The sequence below is a fragment of the Psychrobacter cibarius genome, assembly GCF_016107535.1.
Classification (GTDB): Bacteria; Pseudomonadota; Gammaproteobacteria; order Pseudomonadales; family Moraxellaceae; genus Psychrobacter; species Psychrobacter cibarius.
The window spans coordinates 49,931-68,089 of sequence record NZ_JABASQ010000007.1; the positions used below are offsets into that span (position 1 = coordinate 49,931).

Genomic DNA, 18,159 nt, shown 5'->3' on the forward strand with positions numbered 1-18,159 from the left:
GTATGATTTATGCATTGCTATGCTTTATATAGAATCAGATAAATTAGGCTAGGCATTACGGTTAAGAGATTTAGTATTGATAAAATATTACTAATAACTGCTCAATATTTAATCGAAACTGTTAAGAGAATTGCCCTGCCATTCATGGTTGGCGTGCTACTTTCAGTCGGATTGTCTCAATAATATAACAACATATCCTTATGGATACTTTCGAAAATAAAGGAAATTCCTATGACTACAGTTTTAGTCATTGACGACTCACCATCTGAGATGGCGAAATTTCGCGACATGCTTGCCAGACATAATTTTAAAGTATTAGAGGCGATAAATGGTGAGCAAGGTTGCCAGATGGCCATTGATCACTTACCAGATGTCATTTTAATGGACGTGGTTATGCCTGAGATGAACGGTTTTCAGGCCACTCGCAAAATTACTCGAGGTAAGACCACCGCGCATATTCCAGTGATTATGATCAGTACCAAAAATCAGGAAACCGATCGAGTTTGGGGAAAACGCCAAGGCGCTAAAGAGTATATGGCAAAGCCCGTTGACGAAAATGGATTGGTTAATATCATTCGTAAAGTAATGGAGTAGATTGTGGCTTCCAGAGGGTTTATTGAGCTTCTGCGTTTAGCAGACTTGGCACGCGCGCGCAAAAGTGGTCGCCGCGGTGGACAAGAGTATGACTGGCAAGGTGTGGTATTCGAGATTGGCGGACAGCGGTTAGTTGCACCGATGGGTCAAGTATCAGAAGTATTGGCCATGCCAGAGTATACCAGCTTGCCTCTAGTGAAGCCTTGGATGCTAGGCATCGCCAATATTCGCGGACGCCTATTGCCAATCACCGATTTGTCTCAGTTTCTACAGGTTCCTAGTCGTTTAACGCAAATGAGCCAACGAAAAGTCATTGTCATTGAACATGACAATCTCTTTTCAGGACTGTTAGTGGATCAAGTTATTGGGATTGAACAATTTACGCATGATCAATACCGTGCAGAAGCTATAGAGCCTAATTCGCCCTTTGCTCCTTATAATCACGGTAAGTTCTTTAAAAATGAGCAAGATTGGTATGTTTTTATGCCAAGCCTGCTCGCACAAGACCTGCAGTATACCGATGCTGCAATATAGCAGTCGATAACAGCTATCTGGCTGCTATAACGATGACGAAATAATAGCGAATGACATGATACGGTTGGGTGTCAGTATTCATACAGGCTTTGCTAATCACTGTTGTTTTTATAACAATAAGATTGTCAAAGTCAGTCACGATGAGACTTTGATGATTGTTTGAAAGGAATACGTACGATGAGTGATGTTATAAAGAAACCTGTAGCTGGTACGAACAATACAACAGATGGCAAGGACGCTAATAGCAAGTGGAAGTTATTGTTAGGGTTTTTTGTGCTAATAAGTGTGGCCTGCCTGATTTGGCTGGTCAATTCGTTATCGTCAGTAAGTCAGTACTTGGCTGATTTTAATCAATCCGTTACTTTACCAGCGATTATATTTGTCGTAGGAGTATTAGGTATCCTCTTTGCTCTGTATCAGTTACTGAAGCAGCGTGGGGGATCAGAGCGTCTACTCATTGAAAAAGAAACCTTGCGTCGTCGTCAGGAAGCAGAAGCGGAATCTGAGCGAGCGCGTCAAATTCAAGAAGAAAATGAACGTAACCAGATTGCTATTCTACGTCTACTTGATGAATTGGGTGATTTAGCAGAAGGCGATTTGACGGTTAATGCCACCGTATCAGAAGATTTTACTGGGGCAATTGCTGACTCAGTGAACTTTGCGATTGACCAATTACGTCAATTGGTTTTGGTTATTAACAACACGGCTGACCGCGTTTCGCAGTCTTCAGACCAAACACAGATGAATGCAGTCGAACTTGCTGAAGCATCTGAGCACCAAGCACAAGAAATTGCTGGTGTATCAGCGGCTATTAATGAGATGACAGTATCGATTGACCAAGTTTCGAACAACGCTTCAGAATCAGCGACTGTTGCTCAGCGCTCAGTAGCCATCTCTCATAATGGAGCGGAAGTTGTACAGCGCTCTATTGAAGGTATGAACGTGATTCGTGATCAGATTCAAGAGACCTCAAAACGTATTAAGCGTCTTGGTGAGTCTTCGCAAGAAATTGGTGATATCGTTGGTTTGATTAATGATATTGCTGACCAGACCAACGTTTTGGCATTGAATGCTGCTATTCAGGCATCGATGGCAGGTGAAGCTGGTCGAGGCTTTGCGGTCGTTGCTGATGAAGTCCAACGTCTTGCTGAGCGTTCAGCTAACGCTACCAAACAGATTGAAACCTTGGTAAAAACCATTCAGGCAGATACCAACGAAGCAGTTATGTCAATGGAATCGACGACCTCTGAAGTTGTGCGCGGTGCACGTTTGGCAAAAGATGCTGGTGAAGCGCTAGAAGAAGTGCAGAGCGTTTCTAATACCTTGGCTGACTTGATTCAAAACATCTCAAACGCTGCTTTGCAGCAGGCAGAATCTGCTGGTCACATCTCTCATACGATGAATATTATTCAAGATATTACCTCACAGACCTCTTCTGGCACAATGGCAACCGCGCGCTCTATTGGTGAGCTGAGCGAAATGGCTGCAGCATTGCAAGAGTCAGTCACTGGTTTTAAAGTGTCGAACGATGATGAGCTACTAGAAAACGAGATGTTGGACACCGAAGAAGCGTTATCAGCAAGTGTGTAATGACAAGTGTTAACGTCAAGTAGGTGTTAGACCACTGACCGTCTTTAAATTAATGTGTTAATAATATGCTGTGCAGATACGATGATTTGCAGCAGTGACTATAGCAGGTGACGTGAATAATTTTACTCAACCAGACAGCAATTCTATCAAAGCAGCCAAACCCTCGTTGATTAAGGGTTTGCTGCAGGCAGACAGTTTTGATGTGCAGCAGTGGCAGCGATATATAGAACAAGAGATAGGTTTTGTTCTACCCAATGTCCAGCTGCAATGGTTGATAAATGCGATTGAACACACGGCATTATCACATGGATTGACAGTTGAAAAGCTGTGGTGTCAACTACCAAATAATGATGAAATACGCCAACAGTTATTGGATAAAGTACTGATTCACGAAAGTCGTTTTTTTCGCCATATGCCTTCTATCGATTTTGTCACAAAGTGTGCATTACAGCATCAGCGCCAGCAGCTTACTGCCACTAGTACTGATCGTGGTCACAACAATGATGCTAATGATTTATTTCGCATTTGGAGTGTTGGTTGTGCCAGTGGACAAGAAACATGGTCATTGGCGATGAGCTTGGCTTCTGAACAATTGATTAATTATACGATATTGGGTACAGATGTCAGCCAACAAGCCATTACAAAAGCACGACTAGGGCAGTATGATAAGCGGCAGCAGTCGTTAATTCCAGACCTGTGCCAGCAGTTCGTTCAGCCATTGCGAGCTAAGTGTGATATCAGCCAATCGCACTTTTATAAGGTATCTACCGCAAAAAAGGCGATGACTGGCACTCAGACCGACTGGCAGATTGCGCCAATGTTACGACGCTATGTTAGCTTCGCTTTACACAATATTATTGAGCAAAAACCACCTACTTCGCACCTTCAGCATGTCATTATCTGTCAAAATATGCTGCTATATTTTCGCAAGTTTGATCAGCGTGATATTTTGGCAAGGCTATCAGAGCAGTGTGCGTTAGGTGGATATATTATATTGGCTCCAGGTGAGGCGTTGTTTTGGCGTCCTTCAAATATGCGCCGTATTGCGCACCCACAGGTTAATGTGTGGCAAAAAATTAATGCCTAGATTAGTGCCTAGACAAGTTAGGATAACCCTATGAAAAACCAGCCCAATGACATAGTGACGCTTGAGTGGTTATTACCACTGTTTAATCAGCAATTATCACAGATATCTGATGGCTGGCAGTTAGACGCTGATAGCGCTGATTATGAGCAGATGGTGCAACATTATCATCAGGTTGGCGGCGCGCTAACGATGATTCGCCTTAATTTGTTAGCAGATCTTGCCAATAAACTGAGCTTGCTGGCAGATGTGAGCAGTCGCGAGCGTATTTCTGCTAACGACCGCCGCATTGGTCAGTTTTCTCATCGCTTACTACAGCGTGAGTTGAATCAATACGCAGGTATGGGTAATCACAACACCGTTTTAATTGATAATGCTGCTGAGGAGCTTACTCAAGCACTATCGAAACTGGGGGTAGCGCCAGATATCTCGGTCAGCTTGGCGAATACTCAGCATAAGAATCTAAATAATCATGCTATCGATGATCATATTATCGATGGTATCAATAGCATCGAAGTGATGATGCCGGCGAATAGAACGGCGACGCATTTAGCTGATTATCACTATCAACAATTATTACTGGTTTGGCGACAGCAAGTACAAGCGTTATTGAGTGCCAATACCAATCAACCGTCCTTATTGACTACACTAGAAAGAGTCAGCCAATACTTATGGCAGACCACTCAACATGATGACTTACAACGCCTTTGGTACTTAACGGAACTGTGGCTAAATGACCTTGCTCATAATGACACCCCATTACCTGAGCATTATGCGTCATTGCTAAGTCAGCTGGATCAAGTAATAGAGTCTCGCACTCAGCAAGCTGAGTTATCATCAAGCGTTATTCGAAGCTTAATCATAAGGGTGTATATTGAACTAAATAGCCTTGCTCAAAGTAGCAAGCGCACTCAGTCACTTCTAAATGATTTGTCGCAAACGTCGTCAACGGGATCACGTTTTTTACCACGTATACTCAGTGAGCTTGAGACACTTATCTTTACTTTGGATAAGCCAGACACGCTTCTCATTCCTTTACAGAAAATACAAAGTCAACTCGAAGGTCGAGGTTGGACTTATTACGTGTCGCAAATACATGAAATTGTTACAGACATAGAGCAGGCTCTATCATCAGAAACAGGATTTGCGCAAGAACAATGGCAGATTGAGCGTCAGCTTCAAGAGCTATATAACGCTATCTATCATACCGAACAGACGATATCTCTCAAGATAGGGGATGCCGCTTCTTTTACGACATTGTCTGCAACGTTTGAAGCTATTGAAACGCAGTCGGAAGCAAGTCCTGTGACGGCTTCTGTTGGTGGAAGTTTACGTGAGCTGCGCATCGCGGTAGAAGATGTCAAACAAAGCTTTCATGAATATGTACAGCGTCAAGACACTGACTTACTGCCCATTGCTGCTGATTTTACCGATATTGGCGATGCTTTTGCCGACATGGGATTGCCATCAATTCGTCAAACCATGAATGATATGGCAAGTATATTTACACAATTGACCATTCATGAGATTGACGTACTCAGTTGGGATGTGACTCAGGCATTGGCTGAAGGACTAACGTCTATTGAATTGTTGCTTGACTACCTTGCGCAGCAGGTTTTTGACCCGCAGCTATTAATGCGGGCAAATGAGTATACTGCGACTGCCGCCCAACTTCTTACTCATTATATTGCATCGCCAGAGACCATTAAAGACACTTTCCTTACCCAAAAATCTGTAGCGACCAACGTATTGCGTTACGATGATAGTGGCGAGATTGCTCCTGCTAATAGTCAAAATGATGTTGCTAACCAAGCTTTGACTGATGTAGATCATGAGCGTGTGGTAGGGCAAGATACGGCTGATGGTGATAGTACGGAGAGTGACGCATTAACGCGTGCTCGTGAGCAAGTTAAGCCTGATAATTTTGAGATGGACGCAGAGATTCGTGACATCTTTATCGAAGAGGTGACGGAAGTCATTGCTGATTTAGAAGACTTTTTACCTATTTGGCAGCAAGATTCAAAGGATTTAACCCCACTCACTGAGGTGCGTAGAGGGTTCCATACCTTAAAAGGCTCAGGACGTATGGTTGGGGCTTTTAGCATCAGCGAGATGGCATGGTCGATCGAAAATCTGCTCAATCGTCTGTTAGATAAAACGCTGCCTGTTACAGATGACGTCGTAAATCTGGTGATGGATACGGCAAAACGGCTACCAGCATTAGTGATAGATTTTGAAGCGCAACAATCTCCAAGCTTTGATCCTGCTATTACTATTCTACAAAGCCATAACCTCATGACACAGCAACCTATCAATGCTGGGCTGACTATATTAGATGCTGTCACTGCTGATTCAGACTCAGCATTAGAACTATCGCCTCCATTCGATGATGATGCTGAATTGCTAACTGCTCTCGACATGAGCAATGAATCAAACGAGACAACTACTGATAGTACAAAGAGCACTGCTGTTGCTTCCTTATCTGCTATTGATATTCCAGCGATACTCAAACCTTTTATGCAAGAAACCGAGCAGCTATCGGCAGATGCTCATGATGCCGATCCTGATATTAAAGAGATATTCTTAGAAGAAGCTGATGAAGTATTGGCTGAGATTGTACCTTTATATGAAGATTGGCGATTATTGCCAGCCGACTTAAGCGGATTGGTGGATATTCGTCGAGGGTTCCATACCTTAAAAGGTTCCGGTCGTATGGTCGGTGCAAATTATACGGCTGAGCTGGCTTGGGCTATAGAAAATATGCTTAATCGCATTTTGGATCATAGTGTGACTGTCTCAGCAGATATGCGTCAGCTTATTGCTGATGTGCTAGCTGCCTATCCTGCGATGCTAACAGTATTTGAAAATGACAGCCAAAATTATCCAGCGATGGTGCCTTTATGGATCGCATGCGCCAATGCTTATAGCAAAAAGCAAGAGGACGAATTTAGCTATTCTGCTTTGTATGAGCAAGCATCAAATAGTTCTGAGGATGAGACCATCCAAGCGTCAGTACCATCGCCTGCTATTGATGAGCATAGCCCGACCCAAGATAATCTTAATACAGAGATAGATACCACGCTGCAGACGATTAATTCTGTCAATGAAATGATAGCAGAAGCGCCTATTTATTTAGCACCGCAAAGCGAAGAAGAAAAAATGTTTTGTGAGATTTTTATCGACGAAGCAGAAGGACTGTTGCAAGATATTGACCAATTCGTTGATGAGCATCAAGATCAGTCTTATATTGAAGTGACGGATGAGATTGTCCGCGCATTTCATACCTTGCGAGGGGCTTCAGGTTCTAGTGCTTTAGCAGCGATCAGCGAGGTTAGCGCAACGATAGAGCATAGCTTAGAGCTACTGCAGCAGCAAGATACTGCCATGAATGCTCAACATCTAGAAGCATTGGCGAAGTCTGCTACGCTAATGGACGGTTATTTAAACAACTATAAGCAAAACGTTCAGCCACAAAATATATCGATCGAAGATGCACAAAGTCAGCAAGATATAGCCTCATTGCAAGCTATGCTTGGTGATCAATACGTCATTAGCGATGATAAGGTCACGGCTGATAACAAACCAACGATAGAGCAGTTGTTAGATAATAATATTGATGAACTATTGGATGCTGAGTGGGAGTTAGATGACGCACTTAATCATTCTGAGACAGCACATGTTCAGGGCTATATATCGCAGCAAATATCGCAAATAGCTTACTTAGCCAATAAAGCAGAAGCGTTTCCAAAATTCACTTTTATTCTTAATGAGTTGGGTCACGCTTATGCCTATTTGAAAGATAATATTGATACAGCAAGAAATATCGATACCCAAGCGGTTTTACACGCTGGTCATGCTCAATTGGTTGGTTTGTTCGACGCATTGGCTGGTAGCACGTCATTGAAGATTGACCAACAAGTTATTGAAGATCTACAACGTATTTACCAAGACGATGATAGCAATGGTGATGAGGGTATCTTTGTCGTGAGAGCCGTTGCAGCACCTGAGCTACAGCTTGAATCTATTGATACTGATGCTGAGCTATTAGAGATATTTTTAGAAGAAGCTCAAGAGCTCGATGCCGCGCTGGATGAGAGTTTTAATAAGTGGCGTGCTGATATCAGCAATATAAATGCGCTAAAAGTTTTACAGCGCCATCTGCACACTATCAAAGGTGGTGCGCGAATGGCAGGTATTCGTAGTATTGGTGATCTGACCCATGAAGCTGAAAGTGTCTATGAAGCATTTGTAGAGAATAGAAGAATACCGACACCACAATGGCTTGAAATAATGCAAATAGTGCAAGACACAATGTCGTTGCAAGTACTGCATATCGTAAATCATAAAAAATCATTTTTTGCTTCAGCGCTGATAGAGCAGTTACAACAGTTTGTAAAAGCCCAAGCCTTGCCAGAAACGGTAGAGCTAATCATACCTATACCGAAAACCCACTTCGAACCTGAAGCACAAAATAGGGTGGCTAACAACGCTCACCTCAGCGCTGACGTATCTGATACCTTGAGCCTAGACATGATGATTAAACAGTCATGGGCGAATGGTTTGCCAGATCCTGATATATTGTCGGTGTTTTTAGAAGAAGCTGAAGAGCTTACCAATCGTAATAAGTATCTGCAACTGTTCTTAACAGATACCAATAATACGACAGCATTACAGGCATTGCAGCGTGATTTGCATACCATCAAAGGTGGCGCACGAATGGTCACCGCAGCTGGTATCGCTGATCTGGCACATGAAATGGAATCGGTTTATACAGATTTTGTAGATAATCGTCGTCCTGCTACCAAAAAAGTATTGGAGTTGCTGGTTGCCAGTCATGACTGGCTTGCTGATGCAATATCTATCCTTAGACAACATGTCAATCCACCGACGCCTGCGCTATTGATTGAGGCATTGCAGCAATTTAGTAAAAATCCTGACAGCTTAAAGCAAATTCCTAAAGAATCCCTACAATCGCAGCATGAAGCGCTCTTTATTGCTAGAGAACAGCAAGACTCACAGTATCTGGCAAAAGATATTAGCGAGATGCCCTCTATGCTCAGCAGTACGGGTGAGGAAGATCAGAGTGCCAATAATAATGAGATGATTCGTATCTCAGGTGGTTTGATCGAGCATATGATTAACCTGTCTGGTGAGTCAGCCATCAACCGTGCTCGTATCGATATGGGCATGAGTAGCTTGACCAATAGTATCGAAGATATGGGTATTACGGTACAGCGCTTGGCTGATCAGTTACGTCGAATGGAAATCGAGCTTGAGGCGCAGATCTTGTCGCAGATAGACGATGAGCTGATTAATCATGAAGGGTTTGACCCTCTAGAGATGGATCAATATTCTTCTTTAAATCAGTTATCCAAATCTTTGACAGAGTCAGCCTCAGATTTGATTGATATTAATCATACTTTATTAGAAAAAACACGAGACAGTGAAAGCCTTTTATTACAGCTGTCTCGTACACAGACCGAGTTGCAAGATGGGCTTATGAATTCACGTATGGTGCCGTTTACGCGCTTAACGCCACGTCTTGAGCGTATCGTACGACAAACTGCCAATGAGCTGAATAAATCTGTTGAATTAACGATCATCAATGCCGATGATGAGATGGATAGAACCATTCTAGAGCGCATCACTTCACCGCTTGAACATATGCTCCGTAACGCCGTCGATCATGGTATCGAAAATACCTCAACGCGTTTAAAAGCAGGTAAAGAGCGTAGTGGTCGCATTACTCTTGAAGTAAATCGAGAAGGTAGTGAGATTGTCATTCAGTTAATAGATGACGGTCGCGGCATCGATGTAGAAGCCGTTCGTAATAAAGCCATTTCTCAAGGCTTGATTGATGCAAATGATAACAGCCTAACAGATCTTGATATCATGCAGTATATTTTCCATGCTGGATTGAGTACCAGTAAGCAAGTAACGCAGATTTCTGGACGTGGCGTGGGCATGGACGTGGTCATCAGCGAGATTCGTCAATTAGGTGGTGCTGTATCGGTTGTCTCAGAGCTGGGCAAAGGCTCACGCTTTACGATGCGTTTACCACTGACGGTTGCGGTATCTGATGCATTGGTTGTGCGTGCCGCGGATCGCTATTATGCGATACCTTTGGTACAGATTGAGCGTGTGGTCCGGATTAATCCAGAGAAGCTTTATGACTATTACCAGTCAGGCGATGCAACGTTGAACTTTGAAAATGTTGATTATCGAGTGCGTTATTTAAATGAGATTTTGTCAGGCAATGAACTGAATGAGCTGGTCGTTAATACCAATACCAGTTTGCCACTTATTATCATTAAGAACCGTAGCGGACAGAATATTGCATTGCAGGTTGATCAGATTGCAGGGTCACGTATCGAAGTCGTGGTCAAACCTCTAGGACAACAGTTATCGAATCTACCAGGTATTTCAGCAGCGACTATCATGGGCGATGGTTCAGTAATGCTTATCTTAGACCTGATTGCTTTGATGCGTAATGCGCAGTTGGTCAAAAATATCTCACAATCTGCTGATTCTAAACGTAGTCGTTTAGAGTTTAAGTCTACTATTTTAGTGGTGGATGACTCTGTTACCGTACGTAAAGTGACGTCACGTTTCTTAGAGCGCCAAGGGTTTACTGTGGCGGTGGCAAAAGATGGTATCGATGCGATTGAGATATTACAAGACATGATACCAGACATGATATTGCTCGACATTGAGATGCCACGTATGGATGGTTTCGAGGTGGCTACTCAAGTGAGACACAGCAAGCGCTTACAACATATCCCAATCATCATGATCACATCACGTACAGGTGAAAAGCATCGTGAGCGTGCACTGGAAATTGGTGTGAATGATTACATGGGTAAGCCATTCCAAGAACAAGAGCTACTTAATAAAATCCAGCACATACTGGGTCAAAAGGTCAGCTTAACTTATGAAGGATAATGCACGTGTCTTGGCGCTAAGAGGAAAAAACAAGGATGATATTAAGGTGATGGTAGTGGCAGAAGACCATCATCAGCGTATGGCCTTTTCAGATACTGTACGCAGTTGTGGTTTTAGCCTTGTTGGCTGTATGTCACGGGCGCAACTGCAAGAAAAACAGGGGCGCTCTGATACCTCGGTTGACATCTGGCTAATAGATAGTGATTACGACGACAGTGTGGTATCCGCGACTACGGCATCTAAACCTGCTGCGGTGTTGGTGGGTTTTAGTCAAGCACCTTACCTAAATGAAGCGCCGCAATATGCCAAATGGCAGCGCAAATTAAAGCGTAAGCTGGCACATATGCTGGCATTACCCGTTTTAATGGATGCACCCGTGCACAAACCTGATAATGCTGATGCAGACTGGCGCTACGTAGTATTTTTGGGTGCTTCTATGGGTGGGCCGAGTGCTATAAAAGAATTTTTGGATAACTTGTCGGCGACGCTACCAGTGTGTATTTTGCTGGCGCACCATTTTAATAAAACGATGATTGGCACACTGCCACGCATCCTGAATCGCCATAATGACTGGCATTGTCAGGTGATTACTTCTTCGCAGCGTTTAAGAGCAGGCCAGTGTCTTATAGCTCCTATTGATAAGCAGATTGTTTGTGACTCTACTGGTCGAGTTATATTACTAGAGCAAGCTTGGGAGGGTGAGTATAAGCCCGCGATTGGTCAGATTCTTAAAAACACCAGCGACGTTTATGGTAGCGAGCTTATCAATATTATATTTTCCGGCATGGGTAATGATGGTTCGCAGTATCTGGATCTCATTCAAGAAAATAACAGTCAATTGTGGGTACAAGATCCCAGCTTAAGCGCTTGCCCAAGTCAACCTCAGGCGATTATTGATTCAGGGTATTGTGGTTTTATTGGCAGTCCAGCCGATTTAGCACAAAAACTAACAGACTATATTGATGAAAGATTAGTAGTAGCCCCTTTGCATTAACTGATTGTGAGCGATGTATGAAACAAATTTTGAAACATTCGTTTGAGGCAGTGAGTTTACTGATCACAAATAACGGTATGCTTGATGTCACTATTGTGCCAGCATTTGACCAACCTGATTGGCTTATTCCAAGCAGCCTGATTTTGAGTGTAGATGATTATAATGAGCGCACGGCAACCTATGAATGGCAGCAGCAAAAGGTAATGATATGTCACCTGCTACCACAGGATCAAATGCCAGATACCATGATTGTATTAGAGGGCAATACTACCGATCATCGCTTAGCTTTACAAACGGCAGGCGAGCTGCACCACCGACAAGTGCGTATTTCTGAGGTTAAAGATATTGACGTTCCTGAGCAATTTAACAGCCCTAAGCATGCCGATAATATAGACAGCGACAAAACAGCCCTACCTTTTGATGAAAACGTTATGCTATCCTATCTTTTCCAAACGGTTATGATTGATGATAAGGCTTATTTGGTGCCCGACTTAGACAAAATTGCGCATCAATTGGTCGATTTAGACAGTTAGCTTCTCGCTTATATCAGGGTTATTTTTCACTATCAGAGAAATAGGGTTACCCAATTACTTTGATGATTGCTAATCGTTGAATGAGTGGTTGTTTTGTCTATAACATTGATGATAGATAATTAGTGATGAGGGTAATAGGACAGCTCATGAATAGTATCAATTCAAATGTGTCAAAGTGGCCAGTCAGCAGCCGGATATTTCACTGGATCAGTGCAGTTTTACTGTTGGTTACGTGGATAATGATTTTGTTGTACGATAATCTGGATAACAATCTTTATATTGGGTTGCATAAAGCGTTTGGTATTAGTTTGTTATGTTGGATGATAGCACGGGTGCTTAATCGTGTATTTATTAAGGCGCCGCCACCTGTACCGATGCCAAAGTGGCAGTTATTAGCCTCTAAACTGTCGCATTTTGGCTTATATGCCTTATTAATTGCAATGCCAATAGCTGGTTTGCTGATGTCCGTTTATGGTGGACGCCCCGTCGATATTTTTGGCTTGTTTCAAATCCCTGTATTTGTCACACCAGATAGAGGGTTGGCACGCTTTTATAATGACCTGCATACTGATATTATTTGGCCGACCATTATTGCCTTTACACTTATTCATATCGGTGCTGCTCTATATCATCAGTTTGTCAAAAAAGACAATTTGATAGCGCGTATAAAATAATGGTATCAAAATAATCGTAGGCTGCTATAGGTAAACCTACTATTTCATGCCATATAAAAAAGCCCTAAGTTATGATACTTAGGGCTTTTTTGTTTTTCTAAGACAGCGCTTATTTTTTGTGTTCAGGTAGACTGATATTCATCTCTAATACGTCTAGGCTGTCCTCAGAACGATGATTGATATTCACATCATCAATCTGTACGCCATTAACATATTTGTTGACCACTTCTAAAATCTCACGTTTCATTTTTTCGATACGATCAGCTGTTAAGCGGTTGTTTAAGCGATTTTCGCTCGCAACGATAACCTTAAGACGCTCAGTAGCCATATTAGCGCTACCTGCGCTACCACTGTCGTCAGTACCAAATAGGCTACTCCAAAATCCTTTTTTCTTCGTCATCATTGACCTCCAAACCAGCGCTGTAATAGACTCTTTTTCTTCACGTCAATATGACGTAGTGGGCGTTCTTCACCTAAGAAGCGGGCGACGATGTCATCATAACATTGACCAGCAACTGAATCGGTATAATGAATGACAGGCTCACCATGGTTAGATGCTTCAAGCACTGAGTGACTTTCAGGAACAACCCCAAGTAACGGAACTTTTAGGATATCATTTGAAATGGTATCAATGTCCATCATCTCGTTGGCTGCTGCGCGCTCGGCATTATAACGAGTAATAATCAAATGCTCACGTACAGAGCCTTGGTTTTCTTCAACCTTTTTGGTCTGGCTTTGCAAGATACCGATAATACGGTCTGAGTCACGCACTGAGGAAATCTCAGGGTTGGTGACGATGATCGCTTCATCAGCATGATACATGGCGAGTTGTGCACCGCGCTCAATACCAGCTGGTGAATCACAGATAATATAGTCGAACTGTTTAGACAGCTCAGACATAACCTCTGCCACCCCTTCGTCTGTCAGGGCGTCTTTATCACGCGTTTGACTGGCGGGTAGGATATACAAGTTTTCAAGCTGTTTGTCTTTGACCAGTGCTTGCGACAAGCGTGCGCTACCGGTGATGACATCAACAAAATCATAAACAATTCGGTTTTCACAACCCATGATTAAGTCTAGATTACGTAGACCCACATCAAAATCGATAACGACTGTCTTATAGCCACGCAATGCTAAACCTGCGGCAAAAGAGGCACTTGTCGTGGTTTTGCCCACACCGCCTTTACCTGAAGTGATTACAACTATCTTCGCCACAATGGCACACTCCTATGAATCAATGGGATATCTTTTATATAAAAAAAATAGCGCAATTGCACATTATTCACATGCTATATATACACTACCTGCGAAGGTAGCCTAGCATAAATAAACAAAAATTTATAGCACGTCCATAGTAAAGCAGAAAAACAGCTTATATATGGATCACAAAGCGGTGCTACCTAGAATTTGCTGGTCAATATTGCCTATTGTGAATAATAAAATAGACGCTGACGAGTAGTGTAGATAGTGGCAGAGCTAGCGATTCATCATAGAACAGTTTTGTTAAATAAACTTACTATAATATTAAATGTGCTGTCTAAACGTCTACTGTTGAGATTTTCTAATAAACGTTTTTTAATAAGCGTCATGTATGATGAAAATCGGCTTAGCCTGTTTACATTTATAAAAATCATGAATGAATTTATCGTTCTTAACGGCAAAAGAATTTAAGCGTCATCCATTACTGTAAATACTAAGCCTTCACCTTCTACAAATCTTACTTGTACAGATTTGTCAATCACGTGCTCAGGTAAGTTGTCTCGTAAGCAATAAGTTCCCGCCACTGACACCAAAGAAGGGTTAAAAACTTGACAAAAAATACGAGCATCTTTGTCACCGGTAGCGCCAGCAACCAAGCGTCCTTGGGCACGACCGTAAACGTGCAAGCTGTTATCGGTAATCGCTTCCGCCCCGCTATTGACACTATTGGTCAAAATCAAATCACCGCCCACGTGATTCAGGCTTTGTCCTGAACGTAGCATTTGATCGTAAATTAGGCTGGTAATATGCTCAGCGCTCACCAATGTCTCTGCTGTGGTGGTTGCTATCGTTGTTTCTGTGTTTGACTCGCTGATGGCTGCAGTATCATTGGTGCTGTCTGAATTGTTACTGGTTGAATTGATGCTGGCTGATTCTGTATGCTTATCATCGGGAGCTTTGCTTACTTGAGCTGCAGCTTTCTTGCTGGGTAATATACGCTCAATACGTTTGCCATCAGCAGGGAAGATAGCCAATCGCTGCTCACGGGCTTGCGCATCTAGCGTGCCGGTCACGACGCCGATAGGCTGTAAGCCCCACGACCATAAAAGCTCTACCAATGCTGATAGATCTTGTTCGACCTCGCTATCAATGAGGATGGGGATGTTGCTAGACTTATTACTAAGCGTTGCGGCAAGCTGGGCGTCTATCGCACCTAAATCATCTGTGCTAAATTGCAAACGTGAAAAAGTCAGCATCTTGCCATAAAATGCCAATGCTGGTAATGCTGGCGCGGCGCTCGAGCCTTGGCTGTCGTTGTCTGAAACTGTCATATATAAATCCTCAAGAGATAATTCTGTCACTGTATTCACGGTGTTGTTTTTATTATCGAGTCATACCATTCATTTGCTTGCCAAGCCTAATGTTTTTTAGGTAGGGCGTGCTATTAGCAGTATGGATTATAGATGAAGCATCTCTTGATGCTTCCACTGCTGCACTTTTACCTGCGCTTCAAATTCTGTCAAACTGTCATCAATGATACTCGAAATCAAGGTATCTAACGCAGTATTATCCGTATCGATACTGGCAATGCCATTGGCAATTGCTACCATCAATGAATCGAGGCGTTCAGGGTCTAGAAGGCGTTTATTGAGTGCGTAAACGACGTTTTCACCTATATTGTGACCGATGTGTTGCAACTGTGATTCAATCAAGCTACCGGCAATCGGTATCATGCGTAGGTAGCGACGCAGCTCAGGCGTATTGGCCAAACCCTCTTCAATAGCATTGCCCATCTCGCTGGCTAATATACTGCCGCCACCTGATGATGCCGTCAACTCCTGTAGTTTTGGTGCTAGCTCTGTGCGCAGTATCGACAGCACCGCTGCCTCAATCTCGTTACGATTACGAGTTATCGTTGATTCAATAAAAGATTTATGCGTTTTAGGATCGGTCAGTTGCTGCCGAAAGTTTTGAATAGTCGTCAATATGACGCGGTCTGACAGCTCTTCTAATAATAAGTCGATATAGAACCTAATCCGATTGATCCATGGCTGCGGCAGCACTTGGTAACCAAGTTGGTATAAGCGTCGCCCAATGATGACTGCTCGGAATAAACGTAATGCACGCAGCTGCGGAAAGCACCCCAATACCTCATACCAATGGACAAAAGGAAAAAAGAACCAGCGATAGTAGACGTTTTGTTTAATCGCAATCGCCCAACGTAGCAGTAGCTCAAAGATCAAAAATAGGGTAAAAAATCCACCAGCGGTACGTAAAGGCTCATGTAAGGTATTTTGATACCAATTGAGAGCATCGCTAATACTGAGCCATCCTGCGGCATTGCTACTAAAGCTACTCATCAAGATAGCATCAATACTAATCAATAATAGATCGATACTGATGGCAATAATCATCAGGATATCGTAAGTGAGTTTTAAGCGATTTGGCGTTGGTCGGTTTGGCGGTGGCAGCGTATTATCAGGCGGCTGATTGGATACAGGCACTGAGTCTAGAGGCAGGCTAGTAGAAGAGGAAGCGGGCACAGTCAAACCTTATAAATGATAAATAGCACGAAAAATAAGCGGCTCAAATAGTACAGGGCTATCAAGTCACTAACGGTCAAAAAGTCATGGGCTCATGACTATTCACATTATCAATGAATAGAGCCAAAAAACAACCCATCTTTCATTATAATTACGCATTATCATTTACGAGTTGGGATTTACAGTCAGCATTTACGAATCGGCATTTAGCATTCAAGTTTAAAACAACAGCGCTCAATCGTAGTTTTAAAACAAATTAAAGTAATTCACTGTTGTATGCCGTTGCTCTGTTAACGATGTCTCTAAGCATTCGGAGCTTTAGGGTTTGTTTCAAACTCAGCCAACATATCGGTAATACGCTGATCTTTTTGCTGCCAAATTTGCTCTACCCAATCAAACATTTGTGATTTTACCGCGTTATCATTTTCGTAACCACCATTTTTAATACCGTTAAATAATGCATCAGGCATCTCAATATAACGCACATCGACGCCCAAACGCTTGATGTTGCCTTTCCACAAATCACTATAACTTGGCACACCATCAGGATAAACGATAGTCATATCTAGCATGCCATCGATGTCTTCGCCTAGCGCGTTAATGGCTAAAGATAGGCCGCCTGCCCGTGGCTTCAATAAATGAGTATAAGGAGACTGTTGCTTTGCATGTTTGGCTTTGGTGAAACGCGTGCCTTCTAAGTAATTTAACAAAGTAAAAGGTTTGTCTTTTAACAGGGCACAGGCGCGTTTGGCTTCTTCGATGTCTTTGCCTTGTAGAGCAGGGTTTTTAGCGACGGCTTCTTTAGAATGCCGACGCATCATTGGGAAGTCTAAAAAGTAAAAGGCTTGACCCACAATCGGAATATAAATCAGTTCAAATTTGGTAAAAAACCGTGTCAATGGCAAGCGTTTTTCACTAATGTACTGCACGATACTGGTATCGACCCAAGACTGATGATTGCTGACCAGCAAATATTTGCCATTGATGTGAACGTCATCGGGTAAGCTGATGCGCCAATCTTTACGTGGCAACATGTCATCGATCAAGGCACTGTTGCTACTGATCCAATAAGTCGCGATTTTGATGACCGCTTTGTCTGCGATAGGAGCACCGGTGATGACTTTGCCGACACCCATTAACCATAAGGGAATGCTACCACCGAAGCTGTTGGCTGCAATAACCCCAGTCGCTGTCGCAAGTGAAACGGCTTTGCCTAATTTAGGGTTGCGTTCGTGTATTTTTCGAATAGTAGATGTCAATCGCATGCTAAATCCTTTTCGGTCAGTCTTATTAGTATATAAATAATTCATTGCCAGTTTTATTGCACAATTTTAGCAGAAACGGTTCAGAGTGTACGAGTGTAAACGTGACTTGTGATAACACCTTGCGCTAATGGATAGTTAAAAGTGAGAACACAAACGTATCCAATCACTGTGAAAGTCTCATTAAATCATTCTGCACTTCTCATACA

12 protein-coding genes and 1 pseudogene are annotated in these 18,159 nt (G+C 42.7%); 8 read left to right on the forward strand and 5 right to left on the reverse strand.

From position 1 onward, the window contains the following. The first annotated feature begins 231 nt into the window (after positions 1-231). From JFC08_RS06630 to JFC08_RS06665, 8 genes and pseudogenes are all read left to right on the forward strand, one after another. Positions 232-594: a response regulator gene (locus tag JFC08_RS06630; RefSeq protein WP_045444033.1), complete on the forward strand. Its 363-nt coding sequence runs from the start codon at positions 232-234 to the stop codon at positions 592-594. Between the two features lie 3 nt (positions 595-597). After that, positions 598-1,128 carry a chemotaxis protein CheW gene (locus tag JFC08_RS06635; RefSeq protein ID WP_055124771.1) on the forward strand — a complete coding sequence of 177 codons (531 nt, stop codon included), beginning with the start codon at positions 598-600 and terminating at the stop codon, positions 1,126-1,128. Between the two features lie 516 nt (positions 1,129-1,644). Beyond that, positions 1,645-2,718: pseudogene (locus JFC08_RS06640) on the forward strand (methyl-accepting chemotaxis protein); the annotation flags it as partial. Positions 2,719-2,830: 112 nt separating this feature from the next. Beyond that, entirely contained in the window at positions 2,831-3,805 is a 975-nt protein-coding gene (locus tag JFC08_RS06645) for a CheR family methyltransferase (protein WP_198330167.1), read from the forward strand. A gap of 30 nt (positions 3,806-3,835) precedes the next feature. Beyond that, the gene (locus JFC08_RS06650; protein ID WP_198330168.1) at positions 3,836-10,744 is read left to right on the forward strand and encodes an Hpt domain-containing protein; all 6,909 of its coding nucleotides are present in this window, start codon (positions 3,836-3,838) and stop codon (positions 10,742-10,744) included. Then, complete coding sequence (locus JFC08_RS06655) at positions 10,734-11,738, forward strand: chemotaxis protein CheB (RefSeq protein ID WP_198330169.1); 1,005 nt, start codon at positions 10,734-10,736, stop codon at positions 11,736-11,738. Before JFC08_RS06650 ends, JFC08_RS06655 begins: the two co-directional genes overlap by 11 nt. A 17-nt stretch (positions 11,739-11,755) precedes the next feature. After that, the gene (locus JFC08_RS06660; protein WP_198330170.1) at positions 11,756-12,271 is read left to right on the forward strand and encodes a hypothetical protein; all 516 of its coding nucleotides are present in this window, start codon (positions 11,756-11,758) and stop codon (positions 12,269-12,271) included. 146 nt (positions 12,272-12,417) lie between these two features. Further along, the gene (locus JFC08_RS06665) at positions 12,418-12,945 is read left to right on the forward strand and encodes a cytochrome b (protein ID WP_198330171.1); all 528 of its coding nucleotides are present in this window, start codon (positions 12,418-12,420) and stop codon (positions 12,943-12,945) included. Between the two features lie 109 nt (positions 12,946-13,054). Here JFC08_RS06665 and minE read toward each other — a convergent pair whose 3' ends face one another. From minE to JFC08_RS06690, 5 genes are all read right to left on the reverse strand, one after another. Beyond that, on the reverse strand, positions 13,055-13,345 hold the full coding sequence (minE, locus tag JFC08_RS06670) for a cell division topological specificity factor MinE (RefSeq protein ID WP_055124765.1): 291 nt from the start codon (positions 13,343-13,345) through the stop codon (positions 13,055-13,057). Beyond that, positions 13,345-14,160, reverse strand: coding sequence for a septum site-determining protein MinD (gene minD, locus JFC08_RS06675; protein ID WP_045444058.1), 816 nt, complete (start codon positions 14,158-14,160; stop codon positions 13,345-13,347). Before minD ends, minE begins: the two co-directional genes overlap by 1 nt. 452 nt (positions 14,161-14,612) lie before the next feature. After that, positions 14,613-15,476 carry a septum site-determining protein MinC gene (gene minC / locus JFC08_RS06680; RefSeq protein WP_198330172.1) on the reverse strand — a complete coding sequence of 288 codons (864 nt, stop codon included), beginning with the start codon at positions 15,474-15,476 and terminating at the stop codon, positions 14,613-14,615. A 126-nt stretch (positions 15,477-15,602) separates the two neighbouring features. Then, positions 15,603-16,664 carry a hypothetical protein gene (locus JFC08_RS06685; RefSeq protein WP_227697688.1) on the reverse strand — a complete coding sequence of 354 codons (1,062 nt, stop codon included), beginning with the start codon at positions 16,662-16,664 and terminating at the stop codon, positions 15,603-15,605. A gap of 326 nt (positions 16,665-16,990) precedes the next feature. Continuing rightward, entirely contained in the window at positions 16,991-17,953 is a 963-nt protein-coding gene (locus tag JFC08_RS06690; protein WP_198330173.1) for an acyltransferase, read from the reverse strand. Positions 17,954-18,159: the final 206 nt, after the last annotated feature.